Annotated in this window: 14 protein-coding genes; 5 read left to right on the top strand and 9 right to left on the bottom strand. The window is 65.2% G+C overall.

The features are described from left to right. Nucleotides 1–553: 553 nt before the first annotated feature. Together NGM15_RS13465 and NGM15_RS13460 are read right to left on the bottom strand one after the other, a co-directional pair. A complete protein-coding gene (locus NGM15_RS13465; RefSeq protein WP_253431899.1) occupies nt 554–1,192 on the bottom strand; it encodes a DUF2391 domain-containing protein in 639 nt (212 codons plus the stop codon). A gap of 206 nt (nt 1,193–1,398) precedes the next feature. After that, the gene (locus NGM15_RS13460) at nt 1,399–3,273 is read right to left on the bottom strand and encodes a PAS domain-containing protein (protein WP_253431896.1); all 1,875 of its coding nucleotides are present in this window, start codon (nt 3,271–3,273) and stop codon (nt 1,399–1,401) included. Nucleotides 3,274–3,637: 364 nt separating this feature from the next. Between NGM15_RS13460 and NGM15_RS13455 the strand changes: the two genes are divergently transcribed. Continuing rightward, nucleotides 3,638–4,381 (top strand): DNA polymerase sliding clamp, encoded by a 744-nt coding sequence (locus NGM15_RS13455; RefSeq protein WP_253431894.1) that lies wholly within the window; start codon nt 3,638–3,640, stop codon nt 4,379–4,381. A gap of 20 nt (nt 4,382–4,401) precedes the next feature. Here NGM15_RS13455 and NGM15_RS13450 read toward each other — a convergent pair whose 3' ends face one another. From NGM15_RS13450 to NGM15_RS13435, 4 genes are all read right to left on the bottom strand, one after another. Further along, nucleotides 4,402–5,109, bottom strand: a complete 708-nt coding sequence (locus NGM15_RS13450) for a DUF2238 domain-containing protein (RefSeq protein WP_253431891.1) — start codon at nt 5,107–5,109, stop codon at nt 4,402–4,404. Beyond that, nucleotides 5,102–5,716 carry a hypothetical protein gene (locus tag NGM15_RS13445; RefSeq protein WP_253431890.1) on the bottom strand — a complete coding sequence of 205 codons (615 nt, stop codon included), beginning with the start codon at nt 5,714–5,716 and terminating at the stop codon, nt 5,102–5,104. The genes NGM15_RS13450 and NGM15_RS13445 overlap by 8 nt, the downstream gene beginning before the upstream one ends. A gap of 75 nt (nt 5,717–5,791) precedes the next feature. Next, nucleotides 5,792–6,832 carry a metal-dependent hydrolase gene (locus NGM15_RS13440; protein ID WP_253431887.1) on the bottom strand — a complete coding sequence of 347 codons (1,041 nt, stop codon included), beginning with the start codon at nt 6,830–6,832 and terminating at the stop codon, nt 5,792–5,794. A gap of 157 nt (nt 6,833–6,989) precedes the next feature. Further along, the gene (locus NGM15_RS13435) at nt 6,990–9,155 is read right to left on the bottom strand and encodes a S9 family peptidase (protein ID WP_253431884.1); all 2,166 of its coding nucleotides are present in this window, start codon (nt 9,153–9,155) and stop codon (nt 6,990–6,992) included. Nucleotides 9,156–9,342: 187 nt separating this feature from the next. Between NGM15_RS13435 and NGM15_RS13430 the strand changes: the two genes are divergently transcribed. From NGM15_RS13430 to NGM15_RS13415, 4 genes are read left to right on the top strand one after another with little or no spacing between them, the layout of a single operon-like run. Continuing rightward, entirely contained in the window at nt 9,343–10,449 is a 1,107-nt protein-coding gene (locus NGM15_RS13430) for a TAXI family TRAP transporter solute-binding subunit (RefSeq protein ID WP_253431881.1), read from the top strand. A gap of 22 nt (nt 10,450–10,471) precedes the next feature. Further along, nucleotides 10,472–11,077: a DUF1850 domain-containing protein gene (locus NGM15_RS13425; RefSeq protein ID WP_253431878.1), complete on the top strand. Its 606-nt coding sequence runs from the start codon at nt 10,472–10,474 to the stop codon at nt 11,075–11,077. 10 nt (nt 11,078–11,087) lie between these two features. Continuing rightward, on the top strand, nt 11,088–13,787 hold the full coding sequence (locus NGM15_RS13420) for a TRAP transporter permease (RefSeq protein WP_253431875.1): 2,700 nt from the start codon (nt 11,088–11,090) through the stop codon (nt 13,785–13,787). 49 nt (nt 13,788–13,836) lie between these two features. Then, nucleotides 13,837–14,694, top strand: a complete 858-nt coding sequence (locus tag NGM15_RS13415) for a PH domain-containing protein (RefSeq protein WP_253431872.1) — start codon at nt 13,837–13,839, stop codon at nt 14,692–14,694. Between the two features lie 24 nt (nt 14,695–14,718). On the opposite strand, the gene NGM15_RS13410 is transcribed toward NGM15_RS13415, so the two are convergent. Genes NGM15_RS13410 through NGM15_RS13400 form a run of 3 tightly spaced genes read right to left on the bottom strand, consistent with a single transcriptional unit; the run spans nt 14,719 to nt 16,085 of the window. Continuing rightward, the gene (locus NGM15_RS13410; protein ID WP_253431870.1) at nt 14,719–15,327 is read right to left on the bottom strand and encodes an IMPACT family protein; all 609 of its coding nucleotides are present in this window, start codon (nt 15,325–15,327) and stop codon (nt 14,719–14,721) included. Nucleotides 15,328–15,331: 4 nt separating this feature from the next. Next, on the bottom strand, nt 15,332–15,739 hold the full coding sequence (locus tag NGM15_RS13405) for a hypothetical protein (protein ID WP_253431867.1): 408 nt from the start codon (nt 15,737–15,739) through the stop codon (nt 15,332–15,334). A 49-nt stretch (nt 15,740–15,788) separates the two neighbouring features. Beyond that, nucleotides 15,789–16,085, bottom strand: a complete 297-nt coding sequence (locus NGM15_RS13400) for a helix-turn-helix domain-containing protein (protein ID WP_253431865.1) — start codon at nt 16,083–16,085, stop codon at nt 15,789–15,791. Between the last annotated feature and the right edge of the window lie 189 nt (nt 16,086–16,274).

The following is a 16,274-nucleotide window of genomic DNA, read 5'->3' as shown; positions in this document are numbered from 1 at the left end:
GTCGGCGAGACCGTTGGCGATACGTCTGTTGGTTACGAAGCGATGCGTGATCGGATGAGCCTGGACCGTACGCGGCCGGCTCGACGGATGACTGCATATACGTGCGTATGTTCGGTCAGTGCACTGCGGCTACAGGACGTAGCGAAACGAACCCGAATGCTGTAGCTATCGGGCCCGGATCGCGGCGGGTGGCGAAAGGGGATCGAACACCGGACGGCACGTGAGCCGGCGAGTCATAGAACGGTTCGTCATACATATCGACGATACGTCAAATAAATCTGCCGGTCCCCTCGACCTCGGTTTGCTTCCAGAAAGGTCCGAACGGGACAAGCCGTTTCGCTCGAGGTGATCGGCACGAACACCGTCTGCGCTGCGGCAGTTTCGCTCCTCGAGCCACGTCGTCATCTCGTCGACGGCAACCACGGTAAAACTGCAGGCCGGCGGGAGACGGGTGCCTCTTCACTGCGACGGTGAGCCACGGGGGACGAAATCCAGGTCTCGAAGGAACGCGGGTTGTGATCGAGTGAGAGCCACGGAACGGAGGAGACGTCGATCAGAGGCGGTCGTTGATGTCCTCGTCCGTCGATTCCCCCGGCAGGATGTCGCCCAGCGCGGCGCCGAACGCGGCGACCGTCCAGATCACCGTCACACGACTCACCTGCTCCATCGTCGTCGGATTCCCCGCGGTGAGTTGCCCCCACATGAACAACATCCCAGTGGACGCCAGAAGCGAAACGAGGAGGACTCCCGCGTACCGTCGCGGGATCACGCCGAGGATTGGCTTTCGAACCTCGACTTGCCTGAAGTCGGCGTAGTAGAGCAGCCCTGCGGTCATCGCCAGGAGAAAGCCGAGGTTGGCGACGAAGAACACGGGGACGCCGCCAAGGGTGATCGACAGAAACCACTCCGCGATGTCGAAGACGCCGTCCTCGACGAGTAACGGGAGCGCGAAGATGACGGACCCCACGAACGCCTGCGCGATGTCCTTCGTCGTGTACTTCGTGATCCGTTTCGTGAATGCCTGGCTCCCAGGCATTCGATTAACGAGATGAATCGTCTCTTCGACTCGTCGACGCTCTCCTGGATCGTCAACAGCGTCTTTCAACTCGTCCAGTTTGTCCAGCAGATCCTCGATGTCCGGGTCCGAAACGTCGTCGCTCGAGGCACCGCTCGCGTGCGTATCGGCGGTCATCTATCCGGATGTGAATCTGGTTATCGACAAAAGTGTCGGTGTCTCCGGCCGGTCCAGCCCTGCGTAGTGAGCAACTCATCGAGGCCAGCAGGCGGATTACAGTGGAGGACGTGGACGAAGACCCCGGTGGCGGCGATGGAGACACCGATGGTCTGGAGCGTGACGGACGGCGCTTACGGATCGGCATCCGAACACAGCACGCAGAATTACGGGTCAGATTCTGAACTCGAGAAGTCGACGTCCAGAAAGTCGATCCGCGCGCCGCCTTCGTCGCTCTCGCCGATCTCACACGTCCACCCGTACACCTCGGCCAGTTCCCGGACGAACGCCAGGCCCAGTCCGGTTCCGCCGTGTTCCTCGGCGGTCGTAAAGCCGGCCTCGAACGCAGTCTCCGGATCGTCCACCGAAAACCCCGGTCCGTCGTCGGCGACGAAAAAGCCCTCCGGCGCTCGCTCGACCTGGACGGTGACGTCCGGCCCACCGTGAAGGACGGCGTTTTCGAAGAGGTTTCTGAACAGGTGTTGGATGTACGTCTCGTCGCCCCTGATCTCGCCTTCGAGAGAGATGCGGGTCGTCGCGTCGGGAGCGTTCACCTCGTCCCAGGCGTCTCGTGCCGCGGTCGCGAGCGAGACCGGCTCCCGGTCGCCGACCGACGTTCGTCCGTGGGTCAGGACCAGCAGGACGTCGATCATGGTTTCGATGCGGTCGAACGCCTCGTCTACGTACTCCACCGCGTCCGAGTCCGCCTCGGCCGGTAACTGGTTCGCGTAGATCTGGCCGATCGCGACCGGATTGCGCAGTTCGTGGGCGATCATGCTGGCCAGACTCTCGAGACGGTCGTTGGATTGCTCGAGCTTTTCGACCGTCTCCTCGAGCTTTCGTTCGCGCTCTTTGAGGGCGGTGACGTCTTTGGCAGTGCCGACGATCCTGTTCAGGTCGTCGTCAGCGGTGCGGACGCTGCCGCCCTGTGCGTGAACCCAGCGAACCTCGCCGTCCGGCTGTACGACCCGGTACTCCTCGTCGTACGCTTCCTCCGGGAGGGCCGCGAACGCCTCGCGGACGCGCTCGCGGTCGTCGGGATGGATTGCTTCGAGGAACGACATAGGATCGTCGTACAGCGACTCCCGATCGCGCCCCCACACGTCCTCGTAGGCTGGGTTGATGTAGACGAACTCGGAGCCGTCCGCGCTGGCCATCCAGACGACCTCGTCGACGTTCTCCGCGAGGACTCTGAGTTTTGCCTCGCTCTCGCGGAGTTCACGCTGGGCCGCTCGACGCTCGGTGATGTCGATGAGAGCACCAGGGAATGTCGTGGGATTTCCCTCCTCGTCGGATTCGACGTGTCCGCGAGCGACGACCCACCGGAGTTCGCCGTCGGCGTTCCAGACGCGGTACTCTTCTTCGTACTCGCCACGGTCCTCGATAGCCGCTTCGATCGCGTTCTCGACTCGCTCGCGATCGTCCTCGTGGATCCCCGCAACGATGTCGTCGAGGGAGACTCCCTCCTGGACGGCGTCGGGGTCGGCGCCAAACTTCTCAGCGAACCAGGAACTCGTGGTGAACTCGTCTTCGGGGATGTTCCACTCCCACGTGCCGACGGCCCCGGCCTCGGTCGCAGCCTCGAGTTGCGATTTCGCGTCGTCGAGGAAGCGCTCGCGTTCCCGCTGTTCGGTCACGTCGCGAACGATTCCGACGATGCCCTCTACGGTGTCGTCCTCGACGATCGGGTCGACTCGCACTTCACACAACAGCTGGTTTCCGGAATCGGTCTCGACGGTACACTCGAGAAGATCGCTCTGTGGGCCAGACGGCGGCGCTGTCCGGAGCCGTTCGATCTCTCGTTCGAGCGTCGACGCGCCCTCGTCGAAGAGCGTCGAGACGTGCTCGTCGCGGATGTCGGCACGGTCGCAACCGATCGTCTCGATGAAGTCGTCGTCGCCGTCGACGACGCGGCCCTCGGCGTCGAGGTGAAACAGTCCGTCGTCGATCGTGTCCAGGATCGTTCGATACCGTCGCAGTGACGTGTCGATGTCTGTAGAGTCGAGAAAGGAATTTTTCGTTGTCAACCCACGCTCACCCATTCGTTCGCTATTGAGAGTTCTATCAGATAAACGTTCACCGTTGCCGTCTCGACGGTGCGTTACGGCCTTGCTGCCTCTTCGGTGTGTCACGACCGGGCGTGCGACGACAGTTCACGGGATCGCACCCTCCCCTCTCCACCCCCTCGAGTCTCCTCGATTCGCAGGGTTCACCGACTCGTTTCTCGAGGACGGCGAACTCGTAGAGATACGTTCGACGTGCGACTCGGGATCCGCCGTGCGACTCGAAGTGCTGCCTACCGGAACACCGTCGACGGCCACGAGCAATGGACGCCAGGCGGTGGACGCGAACGGGGTCGGCGCCAAAGGGTGCCTTTTTGTACCGACCGTCCGTAGCCCGATCCATATGTTCAAGGCCATCGTGAGCGCGGAAACGCTCACCAGCGCGCTCGATTCGGTGAGCGTCCTGGTCGACGAGTGCAAGATCCACCTCGAGGAAGAGGGGCTCTCAATCCGGGCCGTCGACCCCGCCAACGTCGGCATGGTCGACCTCTCGCTCGAGGCGGCCGCGTTCGAATCGTACGAGGCCGATGGCGGCCTGATCGGCGTCGACCTCTCTCGACTCGAGGACATCGCCGGCATGGCCGAATCCGGCCAGCTGATCCAGCTCGAACTCGACGAAGAGACCCGTAAACTGCACATCCAGATCGACGGCCTGGAGTACACCCTCGCGCTGATCGATCCCGATTCGATCCGCCAGGAGCCGGACATTCCGGATCTGGACCTGCCCGCCCGGGTCGTCCTGGAGGGCAAGGACGTCAACCGGTCGGTCAAGGCGGCGGACATGGTCTCCGATCACATCGCGCTGGGCGTCGACGACGCCGAGGAGTTCTTCTACGTCAACGCGGAGGGCGACACCGACGATGTCCACCTCGAGTTGACCCAGGACGACCTCATCGACCTTCAGGTCGGCCCGGCACACTCCCTGTTCTCGCTGGATTACCTCAAAGACATGAACAAGGCGATCCCGAAAGACACGGAAGTTACGATGGACCTGGGCGAGGAGTTCCCCATCAAGTGTTACTTCGGCTTTGCGGAGGGGCAGGGCCAGGTCACGTACATGCTGGCGCCGCGTATCCAGAGCGACTAATCGATTCGAATCGACATCGCTCACTTTTCCCGTTCGTTTGCTTCCTGTCGCTCGAGGTGCCCCGGTCCCCCGGCCGACCGAGCCTCGAGTCGCTCGTGAATCGCCCCGCTCACGTCACCGAGGTAGGCCCCACCCCAGATGGCGACGACGAGCGCCCCGATCGAGTTGAAGACGAAGTCGAGCATCGTGTCCTCGAGGCCGTACTGGGTGAGCACGGGCTGCATCCCCAGCGACTCGGCCGCGAGAGCGATGGCGAACTCGAGAATCTCCCAGAGGACGCCGAACGCGAGGACGAACAGCAGGATGAACAGCGCAATGAATCGGCCCGGAAAGTGGATCCCCTCGGCGTGTTCGTCCAGGGCGCGAACGGTAGCGTAGCCGGCGGCGGCGACGACCGACGCCGAGAGCGCGTGGGTCAGGTGGTCCCACCACCAGATCTGGCTGTAGAGCGTGCTCGTGGCCCCTGGTAGCCCGACGGTACCGAAGGCGTGGAGGAAGACGGCGGACGTGATCCAGAGGGTGAGCCGCGGGTCCATCGGGATCCCATAGTCGCGCTCCAGGAGCGGCGGGAGCTGGGTCACGGCGAGGGCGACGGCGGTGTTGACGACGACGCCGCCGTTGCCGCGGTCGATGCCGACGAAGAGCATGCCGACGAGCGACAGTTCCATCAGGTACGAGAGCTGTCGCTGGCGCTCGGTCGAGAGTTTGAACGCGGCGAGGTCAATCATCGTCCACCCCCGGAACGAGGTTCTCGAGGTCGGAGAGCGGGTCGATGCGGCCGAGGCGCCTGAAGTACAGTTCGAAGACGACGCCCGCACCAAGTCCGGCGAGCGTGGAGAAGACGAACTCCCACATGACGGCGTCGTGGTCGGCCTCGAACGGGACGCCGAAGACGGTGGCGACCCCCCAGCGGAACACCGCCCAGAGGGCGGCGGCGGCCATCGTCGTGACGACGACGAAGACGACGGCGAAGGAGGAGGTCATGCGGACGGTCGTGAACGTCTGGAGTTCGACCGCGAGCACGAGCGCGATCGCGGCCACCGAGAGGTAGGAGGCGACGTGACCCGTCAAAAGGTCGGCCCCCAGGACGATGCCGAGAGCCGGGGCTGCGGCGAGCAATAGCACCTCCCAGGGGAGCATGACCAGCGGCGAGCGAAAGGCGACGGGGGGCAAGACGGCGAGTCCGACCAGGACCAGCGCGAACGTCGCCCACAGGATCTCGCGGGTCGCCAGCCCGCCGATGGCGATTCCTACCAGGGCGATCACGATCGCCCAGGCGGCGACGGCGTTCGTCCGGTCGTCGCCGATCAATTGCTCGAGTCGCGTTTGAGACACGGTCACTGATACCGATTGGATCGTTAAAAAGGAGCGGGCTCTTGGAAGGTGCGTTTGACAACGATATTGTTGAAGCTATAGAGAGCCCGCGAGCACGTACACTGCCACGTAAGCCAGGAGCGCGATGGTCACGCCGGTCAGCGCCGTGAGGACGATATCGAACACGCCGCTCGAGGTGCGCCAGCGCCGCGGAATTACGCCGTGAATCCCCGGCACGGTTCCCTCTCGGACGACGCCACAGAGCAGGCCGGCGCCCAGGATGGAGAAGACGAAGTGGTAGGACATATCGAGCGTCGGAGGCGTGCTGACCAGGGCGACGGCGCCGTAGGCGGCCCCGGCGGCGGCGCGACGGTCCAGCGCCGCGAGGAGGTCTCGATCGGCCAGGTGCGCGTAGGTGAGCAGGGCGAGCCAGATGACGCCGAGTTCGATCGCGAACGCGCCGAGCAGGTTCAGCGTCGGATCCGGGTGGAGCAGGACGCGAGACTCGAGGGCGGGTGTGGCGAACGGGAACAGCCAAGCCGGCGGTTCGCCGGTGAACAGGTCGCCCCACGGATGCGAGCACAGGCCCCAGAGCGCCGCGAGGGCGACCGTCGCGGGCGAGAAGGTGGTCGCCCGGGCAGTTCCGAGCGCGACGACGGCACCGGTGATCGCGAAGAGGGCCATCACGAACGCCGCAACCGGACCGGACGCGGCGAACGCGACGACCACGAGCGCGGCGAGCAACCCGGTGGCGATCGTTCGAGCGAGTCGAGTCCACGCCGTACTCGACCCCGACCCCGACCCCGAACTCGAACTCGAACTCGGGTGCGTTCGCGTGCGACGAATCGAAAGTAGGCCGAACGCGGACGCGGCGACGACGCCGACGACTAACGAGTGGGTGGCCGAGCGGTGGACGGTTCGGCTTGCGTCCCAGAACGCGGTCGAGGCGCCGAGGGCACCGTCGCCGAGACTCCACTCGGCGAGGCCGACGAGCGCGTAGGCGACGTCGACATCGGGAACCGCGGCGAAGAGTCCGGCGACGACCCCGATCGTCAGCGCGCGGCGTGACTCCCAGCCTCGCCACTCGGCGACGAGCGCCGCAATGGCGAACGCGAAGAGTGCGTGACCGACGAACACGATATATCGGGTAAGGAACGCGTCGGCTTAAGCGACTCGCGTACTCTCGGTGATCGGAAGTGCTCGAGGAAGAGATGACGGCGGTGGCAGACGGCTCGAGGGTGGCGCGACGGCGGTGACAGACGGTTCGAGTCGAGAAATCCGGGCCGACGCGGTATCAGGTGCTCGTTTCCTCGTTATTCTTGGCTGGCGCATCGTCGCCCCCGTTCTCGTCCTCGCCCTCGTTCGAATCGCCCCCGTTCTCAGTCGTGTCGCTCTCGCCCTCGCTCGCATCCCCCTCCTGGACCCCCGTGAGCGCCTCGTTCGGGTCTCGCTCGAGTGCCGGCGGCGCGTCGGTGTAGTCGCTGTAGCCGTCGAACCAGCGGACGATCCGCTCGAGGCGATCGACGACGTGGGCGGGTTCGCCCGAGCGGGAGAGTTCGTGACCCTCTCGCGGGTAGCGAACCATCCGGGTGTCGACGCCGTGTTTCTTCAGGCCGAGGTAGAACAGTTCGGCCGTGTTCGCGGGCGTGCGGTAGTCCTGGTCGGCGTGGATCAGGAGCGTCGGCGTGGTCACGTTCGGGACGTGGGCGACCGGGGAGTGCTCCCAGAGGTGCTCGGGGTCCTCCCAGGGCGTGACGCCGTAGTCGCCCTCGACGAGTTTGAACGCGTCCGTCGAGCCGTAGAAGCTCGTGAAGTCGTAGACGCCGCGCTGGCTGACGGCGGCCCGGAAGCGGTCGGTCCGTCCGACCGTCCAGGCGGTCATGAACCCGCCGAAGCTACCGCCGGTGACGTACTGCTCGTCGGCGTCGACGTACTCGCGCTCGCAGGCGAGGTCGACTCCGGCCAGCACGTCGGTGAGCGTCACGTCGCCCCAGTCGCGCTCGATGGCAGCGGCGTGGGCCTCCCCGTACCCGGTCGATCCTCGGGGGTTCGACCAGAAGACGACGTAGCCAGCGGCGGCAAGGCTCTGAAACTCGTGCCACATCGTCCCGCTGGTAGTCCACCGGGCGTGGGGGCCGCCGTGGATCTCGACGACGAGCGGGTACGTTTCGTCCGGGTCGAAGTCCGGCGGCGTCAGAAGCCACCCCTGGACCGGCCCCTGGTCGCTCTCGTATCGCAGTTCCTCCGGCTGAGCGACGGCCCGATTCTCGAGGTAGTCAGCATTGACGCGGGTCAGCCGGGTGACCTCGTTGCCCCCGCGCGTGGACGCGAAGACGTCTCCCGGGTGGTCCCACTCGCTCTGGACGTAGGCGATGGCGTCGTCGCCGACGGAGAAGCCCTCGAGGGTGACGCCCTCGCCGTAGACGGTGGTTGGAGCCTCGCTCCCGTCGCCGGGGGCCGACCAGAGCGCGCTCGCCCCCTCGTCCGGCGTGGCGAAGTAGAGGCTCTCTTCGTTGGGTCCCCACTCGATCCCGCCGTCGAAGCTCAGAGTCCTATCGATGGAGTCGGTGACGGTCGTCTCCCTTCCGGCCGTCCGGTCGTACACCTTCAGTTCGGTCTGGCGAAGGGTAAACCCGTCTTTCGGCACCCACGGGTAGGCGACCCGGCCATCGGTCGTCGCCGCGAGCATCGTCGCCCAGCCGATCGTTTCGGTTACCTGCTCGACCTCGCCCGTCTCGAGGTCGTGTGCGAGGATCTCGGACTCGATGGAATCGTCGGGTTCCTCGCCGAGCTTTCGGGCGTAGTAGACCGTTTCGTCGTCGCCCCAGGTCGCCCCCGTGTGGTCGACGTCGCCGTCGGTGAGTCGCTCGAGGGCGTCGTTGTCGCCTGCGGTAACGGCCCCTTGCTCGAGCGCCGACTCGACATCGAGCGTGTAGACGTGGTTCCGGCGACCGTCCGCGTAGCGCTGGTGGGCCCGGTAGACGAGTCGGTCGATCACTCGCGGGTCGGGCGTCTCCGGTTCGTAGTCGGGCTCGACGGCGAAATCGCGCCCCTCCGCGCGGTCGTCGGCCGTCGAGGCCTGGGTGAAGAGAACGCGGGAGCCGTCGGGACTCCACTCGAGGCCGGAGACGCCGCCGACGACGCTCGTGACCTGACGGGCCTCGCCGCCGTCGGTCGGGAGGAGCCAGAGCTGTGGCCGGTCGTCGTCGGCGCCGCGAGTGCTGACGAACGCGAGGTGTGACCCGTCGGGGCTCCAGCGTGGCTGGCTGTCGACGCCCTCGCTGACGGTGAACTGGGTCGGCTCGTCGCCCCCCAGTGGAACGACGTAGATGGTCGCCTCGTAGGACTCGTCGTCCTTCGGTGCCTTCCGGACGAACGCGACGCGCTCGCAGTCGGGCGAGAGCTGGGGGTCGGCTACCTGGACGAGGTCGTGGTAGTCGGCGGGGTTGACCGTGTGCATAGTTCCCACTCCGGGCGGTCGGGAGTATACGTTTCGGTTCGTAGGAAACGAGGACGTTGACGACGTGTGTCACAGGTTCATTACCGGACGTTCAACGAGTCGTGAATGTACAAATTCCAGTATTTTCAGCAGACGCAATCGGTTATGCTCGGCATAGTAATCAGCCGAAAACGCATAGACTGCCCCCATGGCGCGAAAGTTCAATCGACGCGACTTCATCGCAGTAACTGGTGCAACGGGAATTGCGGGCATCGCCGGGTGCATCGGCGAGGACGCTGAAGATCCCGGGAACGGCAATGGAAACGGTAACGGCGACGACAACGAAACTGGAAACGGCAACGGCGACGATAACGAAACGGAGGACGGAAACGGCAACGGGAATGGAAACGGCAACGGCGAGGACGAAGAAGAAATCGGCGAGGCCGAACCGGACGAGGGCGGAGAAGTCCTCTCCTGGCACGCCGGCGGCACCGGCGGCACGTACTACCCGCTCTCCGGCGAGGTCAAGTCCATCGTCGAGGAGAACACGCCCCACGGCCTCCAGGTCCAGTCGACCGGCGCCAGCGTCGAGAACGTCGGCAGCCTCGCCCGCGAGGAGGCCGAGTTCGCGCTGATCCAGAACGACGTCGCCTACTTCGCGTTCAACGGGACTGGCATCGAGGAGTTCGAGGGCGAACCCGTCGAGAGCATTCGCGGGGTCGCGACGCTCTACCCCGAAACGATCCACATCCTCACCCAGGCCGACTCGGGGATCGAGTCCGTCGAGGACCTCGAGGGGGCGACGATCAACACCGGCGACGCCGGCAGTGGGACGCAGGTCAACGCGAACCAGATCCTCGAGTCGGCGGGTATCTCGGACTTCAGCGAGCAGAACACCGACTTCGCGACGGCGACCGACCAGATCCGTGACGGCGACGTCGACGCGGCCGTCATCGTCGGCGGATGGCCCGTCGGATCGGTCGAGGAACTCGCCTCCTCGAGCGACATCTCGCTCGTGTCCGTCGACGGCGATGTGCGCGAACAGGTCAAGGAAGACGCGGAGTGGATGGCCGACGACACCATCCCCGGTGGCACCTACGACGGCGTCGACGAGGACACCGAGACCGTCTCGGTCCAGGCGATGATCGCCACCCACGAAGGCGTCGACGAGGGCATCGTCGAGGAGGTAACGACCGCCATCTTCGACAATACGGACTCCTTTACGATCAAGGCTGACTTCATCAGCGCCGACACCGCCCAGGACGGGATGCCGATCGACCTCCATCCCGGCGCGTCCGCGTACTTCGGCGAGTAACGCGTCCACGACGCCTCTCACCGTGTTCACTGGTCACCGCCGTCGCCGAACGTTCGTCGGTATCGCCGTCGTCGTCGCCCTCGTCGTCGGGAGCGTCGCGGCCGCCTCGAGTCTCGATTCGGACCCCGAACGAACCCTCGTCGTCCGGGACGCCGACTCGGGCGAGACGCTTCTCGAGCGACCGGTCGAAGACGGCAAGCGGGTAACGCTGGCGTACACCCACAGCGTCGAGAAGACGCCGGTCGAGGACATCTACGTCGTCGACGGCGACCAGTTGCGGATGACGGAGATGCGATTCAAGTCCCACGGGGCCGGACTCCCCGCTGACGAGTCGATGGAACGAATCGACGGCTGGTTCGTCGTCGAGCGAACCTCGACGTACAGTCAGCTGCGGGTCGCCCCCGGCTCCATCGCCGGTCACGAACTACTCGTTGGCGAGGATCGGTACGACCTCGTGGCGATGTCGGACGGGCCGGTCGTCATCGTCGTCGACGAGGACGAACCGGGAGCGCTCGAGAGACTGCTGGCGCTGTCGGCGTCAGAGATGTCACAGGACAGAATATTCGGCGGTGAACACCGCTCGAGCGGTACTGTCGAGACCCACATACCTATGAAACTCACCCACTGATACCGTACCAATGAGCGTCGACACCGGCGGGTCGGATGAATTGTCCGAAGCCGAACAGGAACAGATTCTCCAGGAGGTCGAACGACGCCGGACGCTCCAGGGCGGAGCCGCCGTTCTCGTCTCACTAATCGGGATCACCTTCTCGGCCTTCCAGATGTGGATCGCCGCGAGATCCTACATCTTCGAGATTACCCTGCCGCTCTACGGTACGATCGATATCGGCTCCCTGCAACTTCTGCAGGTCGGTGCGATCCACGTCACGTTCGCGCTGGTGCTCGCGTTCTTGCTCTTTCCGGCCAGCCGGGGCGACGGTTTCGTCGCCCGGCGACTCGGTCGTCTCGAGCCGGCCGCGAGAGGACAATTCGGCGACGAGCACCCGGTCACTCGAAGGGTCTCCCGGGCGGGCGATTTCGTCCGCTGGGCCGCCATCGATCCGCAGATGAACCGGGTGACCCCGCTCGACGGGCTCATGATCGTCCTCTCGTTGCTCCCCGTACACTATACCGTCACCAACTACGACGAGATTCAATCGATCGCCATCAGGCGATTCGACAATACGCAGGGCGTCGGGGACGTGCTCTGGTTCCTCGAGCCGATCGTCACCGGAATAGCGGCGCTCGGAATACCCATCGATGAGGCCTCCTACGCGTTCTGGATGGGGGTTCTCGGACTCCTGCTCGTGCTCGAGGCGACCCGACGCACGCTCGGCTTCATCCTGATGAGCCTCGTCGGATCGTTCATCGTCTACGCGCGCTGGGGCTACCTCGTTCCGCGAGACTCCGTCATCGGAGCCCTCGCCATCCAGCCCGAGAACTGGGCAAATATCGTCTACAACCTGTGGTACACCGTCCAGGCGGGCGTCTTCAGCACGCCCGTCATCGTAAGCGTCCGGTACATCTACATCTTCATCCTCTTCGGCGCATTCCTCGAGATGAGCGGCGCCGGCAAGTGGTTCATCGACCTCGCCTACGCCCTCACCGGCACCCGACGGGGTGGTCCCGCGAAGGCGAGCGTCGTCTCGAGCGGCTTCATGGGGATGCTATCGGGGTCGTCCATCGCGAACACGGTCACGACGGGTGCGTTCACGATTCCGCTGATGAAACGGTCGGGCTACTCCCCCGAGTTCTCCGGGGCCGTCGAGTCCTCCTCGTCCTCTGGCGGCCAGATCCTCCCGCCCGTGATGGGCGCCGCGGCGTTCCTCATCGTCGAGTACACCGGCATCCCCTACGCGACCGTGATCATCGCCGCGACCTTACCTGCCCTCGCCTTCTTCTTCGGCATGTGGGTCATGGTGCACTTCGAGGCCGTCCAGCACCACATCGGCGGGCTACCTCGAGACGAGTTGCCGGACGTCCGCTCGCGCCTGCGTTCCGGCTGGTTCTACCTGGTCCCAATCGTCCTCCTGCTCTACTTCCTCATCAGACTCGAACTCTCGATCAACCGCGCGGGCTGGTTCACCATCGTCTCGGTGATCGCCCTCATCGCGTTCGTCGCGGCCTACGACGAGCGCTCGCGCGTTCCCCTAGTCGGCACCATCGCCGCCCTCTACGCCCTGCAACTGCTCAGCTACGCCACCGTCGGCGGGAACTTCGTCGACGCCGTGCAGGTGCTGGCGGGACTCGAGGCCGCCGGGACGGGGCTGGGGCTCGAGGCGGCCGCGAACGCCGCGGCGAGCGGACTGGGAACCATCGTGGTCCTCGTGAGCGCCGCCGTCATGCTCGCCAGGCCGGGAACGGTCCCGACGCTGCTCGAACTCGACGACGCCGTCGACGAGTCGGCGGAGCGAGTGGCGTCGAAGATCCGTCGGCCACAACTCGCCCGGAACCGGGCCTACCGGTTCGGTGCGTTCGTCCTCAAGTCGATGGACTCGGGGGCGCGAACGGCGACGACGGTCGTGATCGCGGTCGCGGCTGCGGGTGTCATCCCGGGGGTCATCAGCGTCTCCGGCCTCGGCCCGAACCTGGCCGCGCTGATCGACGCCGTCAGCGGCGGCTCGCTGTTGATCTTGCTCATCCTGACGGGCATCGCCTCCATCATCTTCGGGATGGGAATGCCGACGACGGCAATGTACATCATCCTGATCGCGATGCTCGGCGGGCCGATGGAACAGGCGGGGACCGCCCTGCTGGCTGCCCACCTGTTCGTGCTCTACTTCGGCCTGATGGCCGACGTGACGCCCCCGGTCGCCGTCGCCGCCTTCGCCGGGGCCGGCGTCGCGAAGGCCGACGAACTCGGGACGGCGTTGATCGCCTTCCTGCTCTCGCTCAACAAGATCCTCGTCCCATTCGCGTTCGTCTTCTCGCCGGGCATCCTGCTCCTGCGAGAACGCGGCGACGAGTGGACGATTCTCACCGCCGCCGACGTGGCCGACCTCGGCTTCTTCGTCCCCGATGTCGTCGTCCCGATCCTCGGCATGTTCCTCGGCGTCTACGCCCTCGGGGTCACGATCATCGGCTACCAGTACACCGGCGTCGGCCGGGTCAAGCGAGCGCTGTACGCCATCGCCTCCATCTTCCTGATGGTCCCCGAGATTCCGCTCCTGGTTCTCGAGGGCACCCTCGAGGCGGTCGGCATTCCGGCGTACCTCGCCATCTTCGAGTTGACCGCCTCCCTGCGACTCATCGGCCTCGTCACACTGGTGGTGCTCTCGACTCGAAACCGAACCCGCGGACGGACGACGGAGGCAGCCGAGACGGCGGAGACGGCCTGATCGCCGGATCGTCGTTACATTCATATCTCCCTGTGGAGAATCGAACAACGTGTTCCCGAATCGACAGCAGTGTGCGCCCCGCCTCGAGCGCTCCGGCCTCGAGGTCCCCGATATCGGTTTCCGGTTCGGTTTCGGTGCGTACGTCGCCGCGATACTCACCGCCACGGTGACGGCGGCCGCCGGCCTCGCCGGCGTCACCGGCACCACCGTCCTCGCGCTCGCGCCCGGAACGGTTACCGTCGGTGTGATCGGCGGCGGCATTCTCGCCGGCCAATATCACGGGTTAGCTGAACGACTCGGTCGCCGCCGCTGGCTCGGCGTGCAGTGCTCGCTCCCCGCCCTCCCGTTCGTCGGACTGGCGCTCACCCCGTTCGTGACCAACGTCGGAGCGAGTGTCGCCGGAGTCGCCATCCTGGGCGTGATCGGAATCGTTCTGGCGGGTCTCCTCGTCGCCGCGATGGCCACCAATCGCTACGTCGACGCGGTCACGAGCGACGAGCCCGCAGTCGCCTGGACGTGGGCCAAAGCCGGCGTGCTCCGGCGGGAACTGGTCATCGGCGTCGGCTTCCTGCTCGTCGGCCTCGGCTCGTTCTACAGCGGCGACCGCACCTTCACCGTCCTCTGGGGCGGCCACGGCCTGTTCTGGCTCGTCGCCGGCTACTCGAGTTCGCTCTTCGACGCCGATTCGGTGTCGACGCCCACCCTCGCGGCCCACGAGGCCGGGCTCGTCGTCGATCGCGGCTTCACGAAACGGCTGCTTCCCTGGGAGGCGATCACCGGCGTCGAGATTACCGCGGACGAACTTGTGATCGAACGAGACTGGCGCTCGCTCCGCTGTCGTCGGGACGCGATCGACGATTCCGAATCGGTCGCCGCGACGCTCGAGGGTCTTCGGACGGAACGATAACCGCGCTGGCGACCACCGAACACCTCACTCGAGACGTGCCCGCCCACTCGTCGCACTGCGAATTCGGTCACGGAGAGCGTCGGCGTCGGCGATCGGCACTCGAACCTCGAAGCGTACGTCCGCTTCGTACTCCGCCTCGAACTCGAGCCCCTCGCTCTCGAGGATGCCACGAACGGTGCCCGAATCGTCGTACTCGAGGGTGATCGAGACCGTCTCGTGGGGCCGCTCCTCGATCACGCCCGCGGCGTCGACCGCCTCCTTGACCGCTCGGGAGTACGCCCGAACGAGGCCGCCGACGCCGAGGTTCGTCCCGCCGTAGTAACGCGTGACGACGACCGCGACGTTCTCGAGGTCGCGCTGAGAGAGTACATTCAGGGCAGGCTTACCGGCGGAACCGCTCGGCTCGCCGTCGTCGCTCGAGTACTCCCGGAGCCGGCCATCGGCGTCGACCCTGATTCGATAGGCCGGAACGTTGTGGGTCGCGTCGGCGTACTCCTCGTGTACGTTCTCGATGAACGCCTCGGCCGATTCGAGGTCGTCGACGGGGCGAGCGTGCCCGAGAAACTCCGAGCCCTGGACGACGAAGCTCGCGGTCGCGGCCTCGGCAACGGTTCGGTAGGCCTCGGCGTCCATGGCGTTACCTCGAGCTGGCGTCGTCGGGACGGTAGAGGTCTGGGTTGCGCCACCAGAAGAGGGCCCAGCCGGTGAGAAAGCCCACGAGCATGGCGAGCAGGTCCCGCAGGAACTGCGAGTCGATCAGGTCGATCGTCAGGGCGATGGCGATGCCGGCACCCACGGCCGTTCCCACGACCAGGAAGCCCACATCGCCGAAGATCTTCGCTCGTGACTGCTCCCAGTAGTACTGTCTGTCCGGGTCGTACCAGACGCCGACGTAGACCAGGACTGGTGCCATCACGGTGACGATGATGGCCATCCGCCAGTCGGTCGAAATCTGTAGGGCCATGCTAATTCCGTTGGCGGCGACCGCGGCGACCATCAATCCGAAAAACAGCCACGCCCACTCCGGCAGCGTCTCCTTGTCCATGTCTCGAGTCGGTCACTCGAGGACGAATATTCTATCGACTCGCGACCGGTCACTCCGCACAGCAGGCGTCCTTGCTGGCTGGCTCGCCGCCGCTACCGTCGGCCGCAACTGGTTCGGCTTCCGTGATCCGGTAGAGGCTCTGGCGTGCGTCCGCGAAGTAGATGTTCTCGTCGACGGTGCCGATGTCGCTGAGGCGCTCGAGGGCGTACCTGACCGTGCGCGCCGACAGCATCGACTCCTCGACGATCTGCTTCTGGGTCAACGGGCCGTCGTACTCGAGGACTTTGTAGACCAGTTTCGCACTCGGTGGCAAATCCGTAATGTCCTCCCCGTCAGTCTCACTCATATTACGAATCGAAATGCTCCAGGAGTATAAAGTTGAGCCTTTTCGGATGACAGAACGGACGATTCGTTCACGCCTATGTCAATGAATACTGGGCACAGCAGCCCGTAAAACGGGACATTCGCGACAATTTGACCAGTCAGTCAGTCGGCGTGATAGATTCGTGTGCTGAACAGAAACAAGCACACGCGG

The sequence above is a fragment of the Natronosalvus halobius genome (genome assembly GCF_024138145.1).
In the GTDB taxonomy this organism is placed as follows: Archaea; Halobacteriota; Halobacteria; order Halobacteriales; family Natrialbaceae; genus Natronosalvus; species Natronosalvus halobius.
The sequence above is the reverse complement of the archived record's forward strand: the minus strand, read 5'-3'. Positions and strand labels throughout refer to the sequence as shown.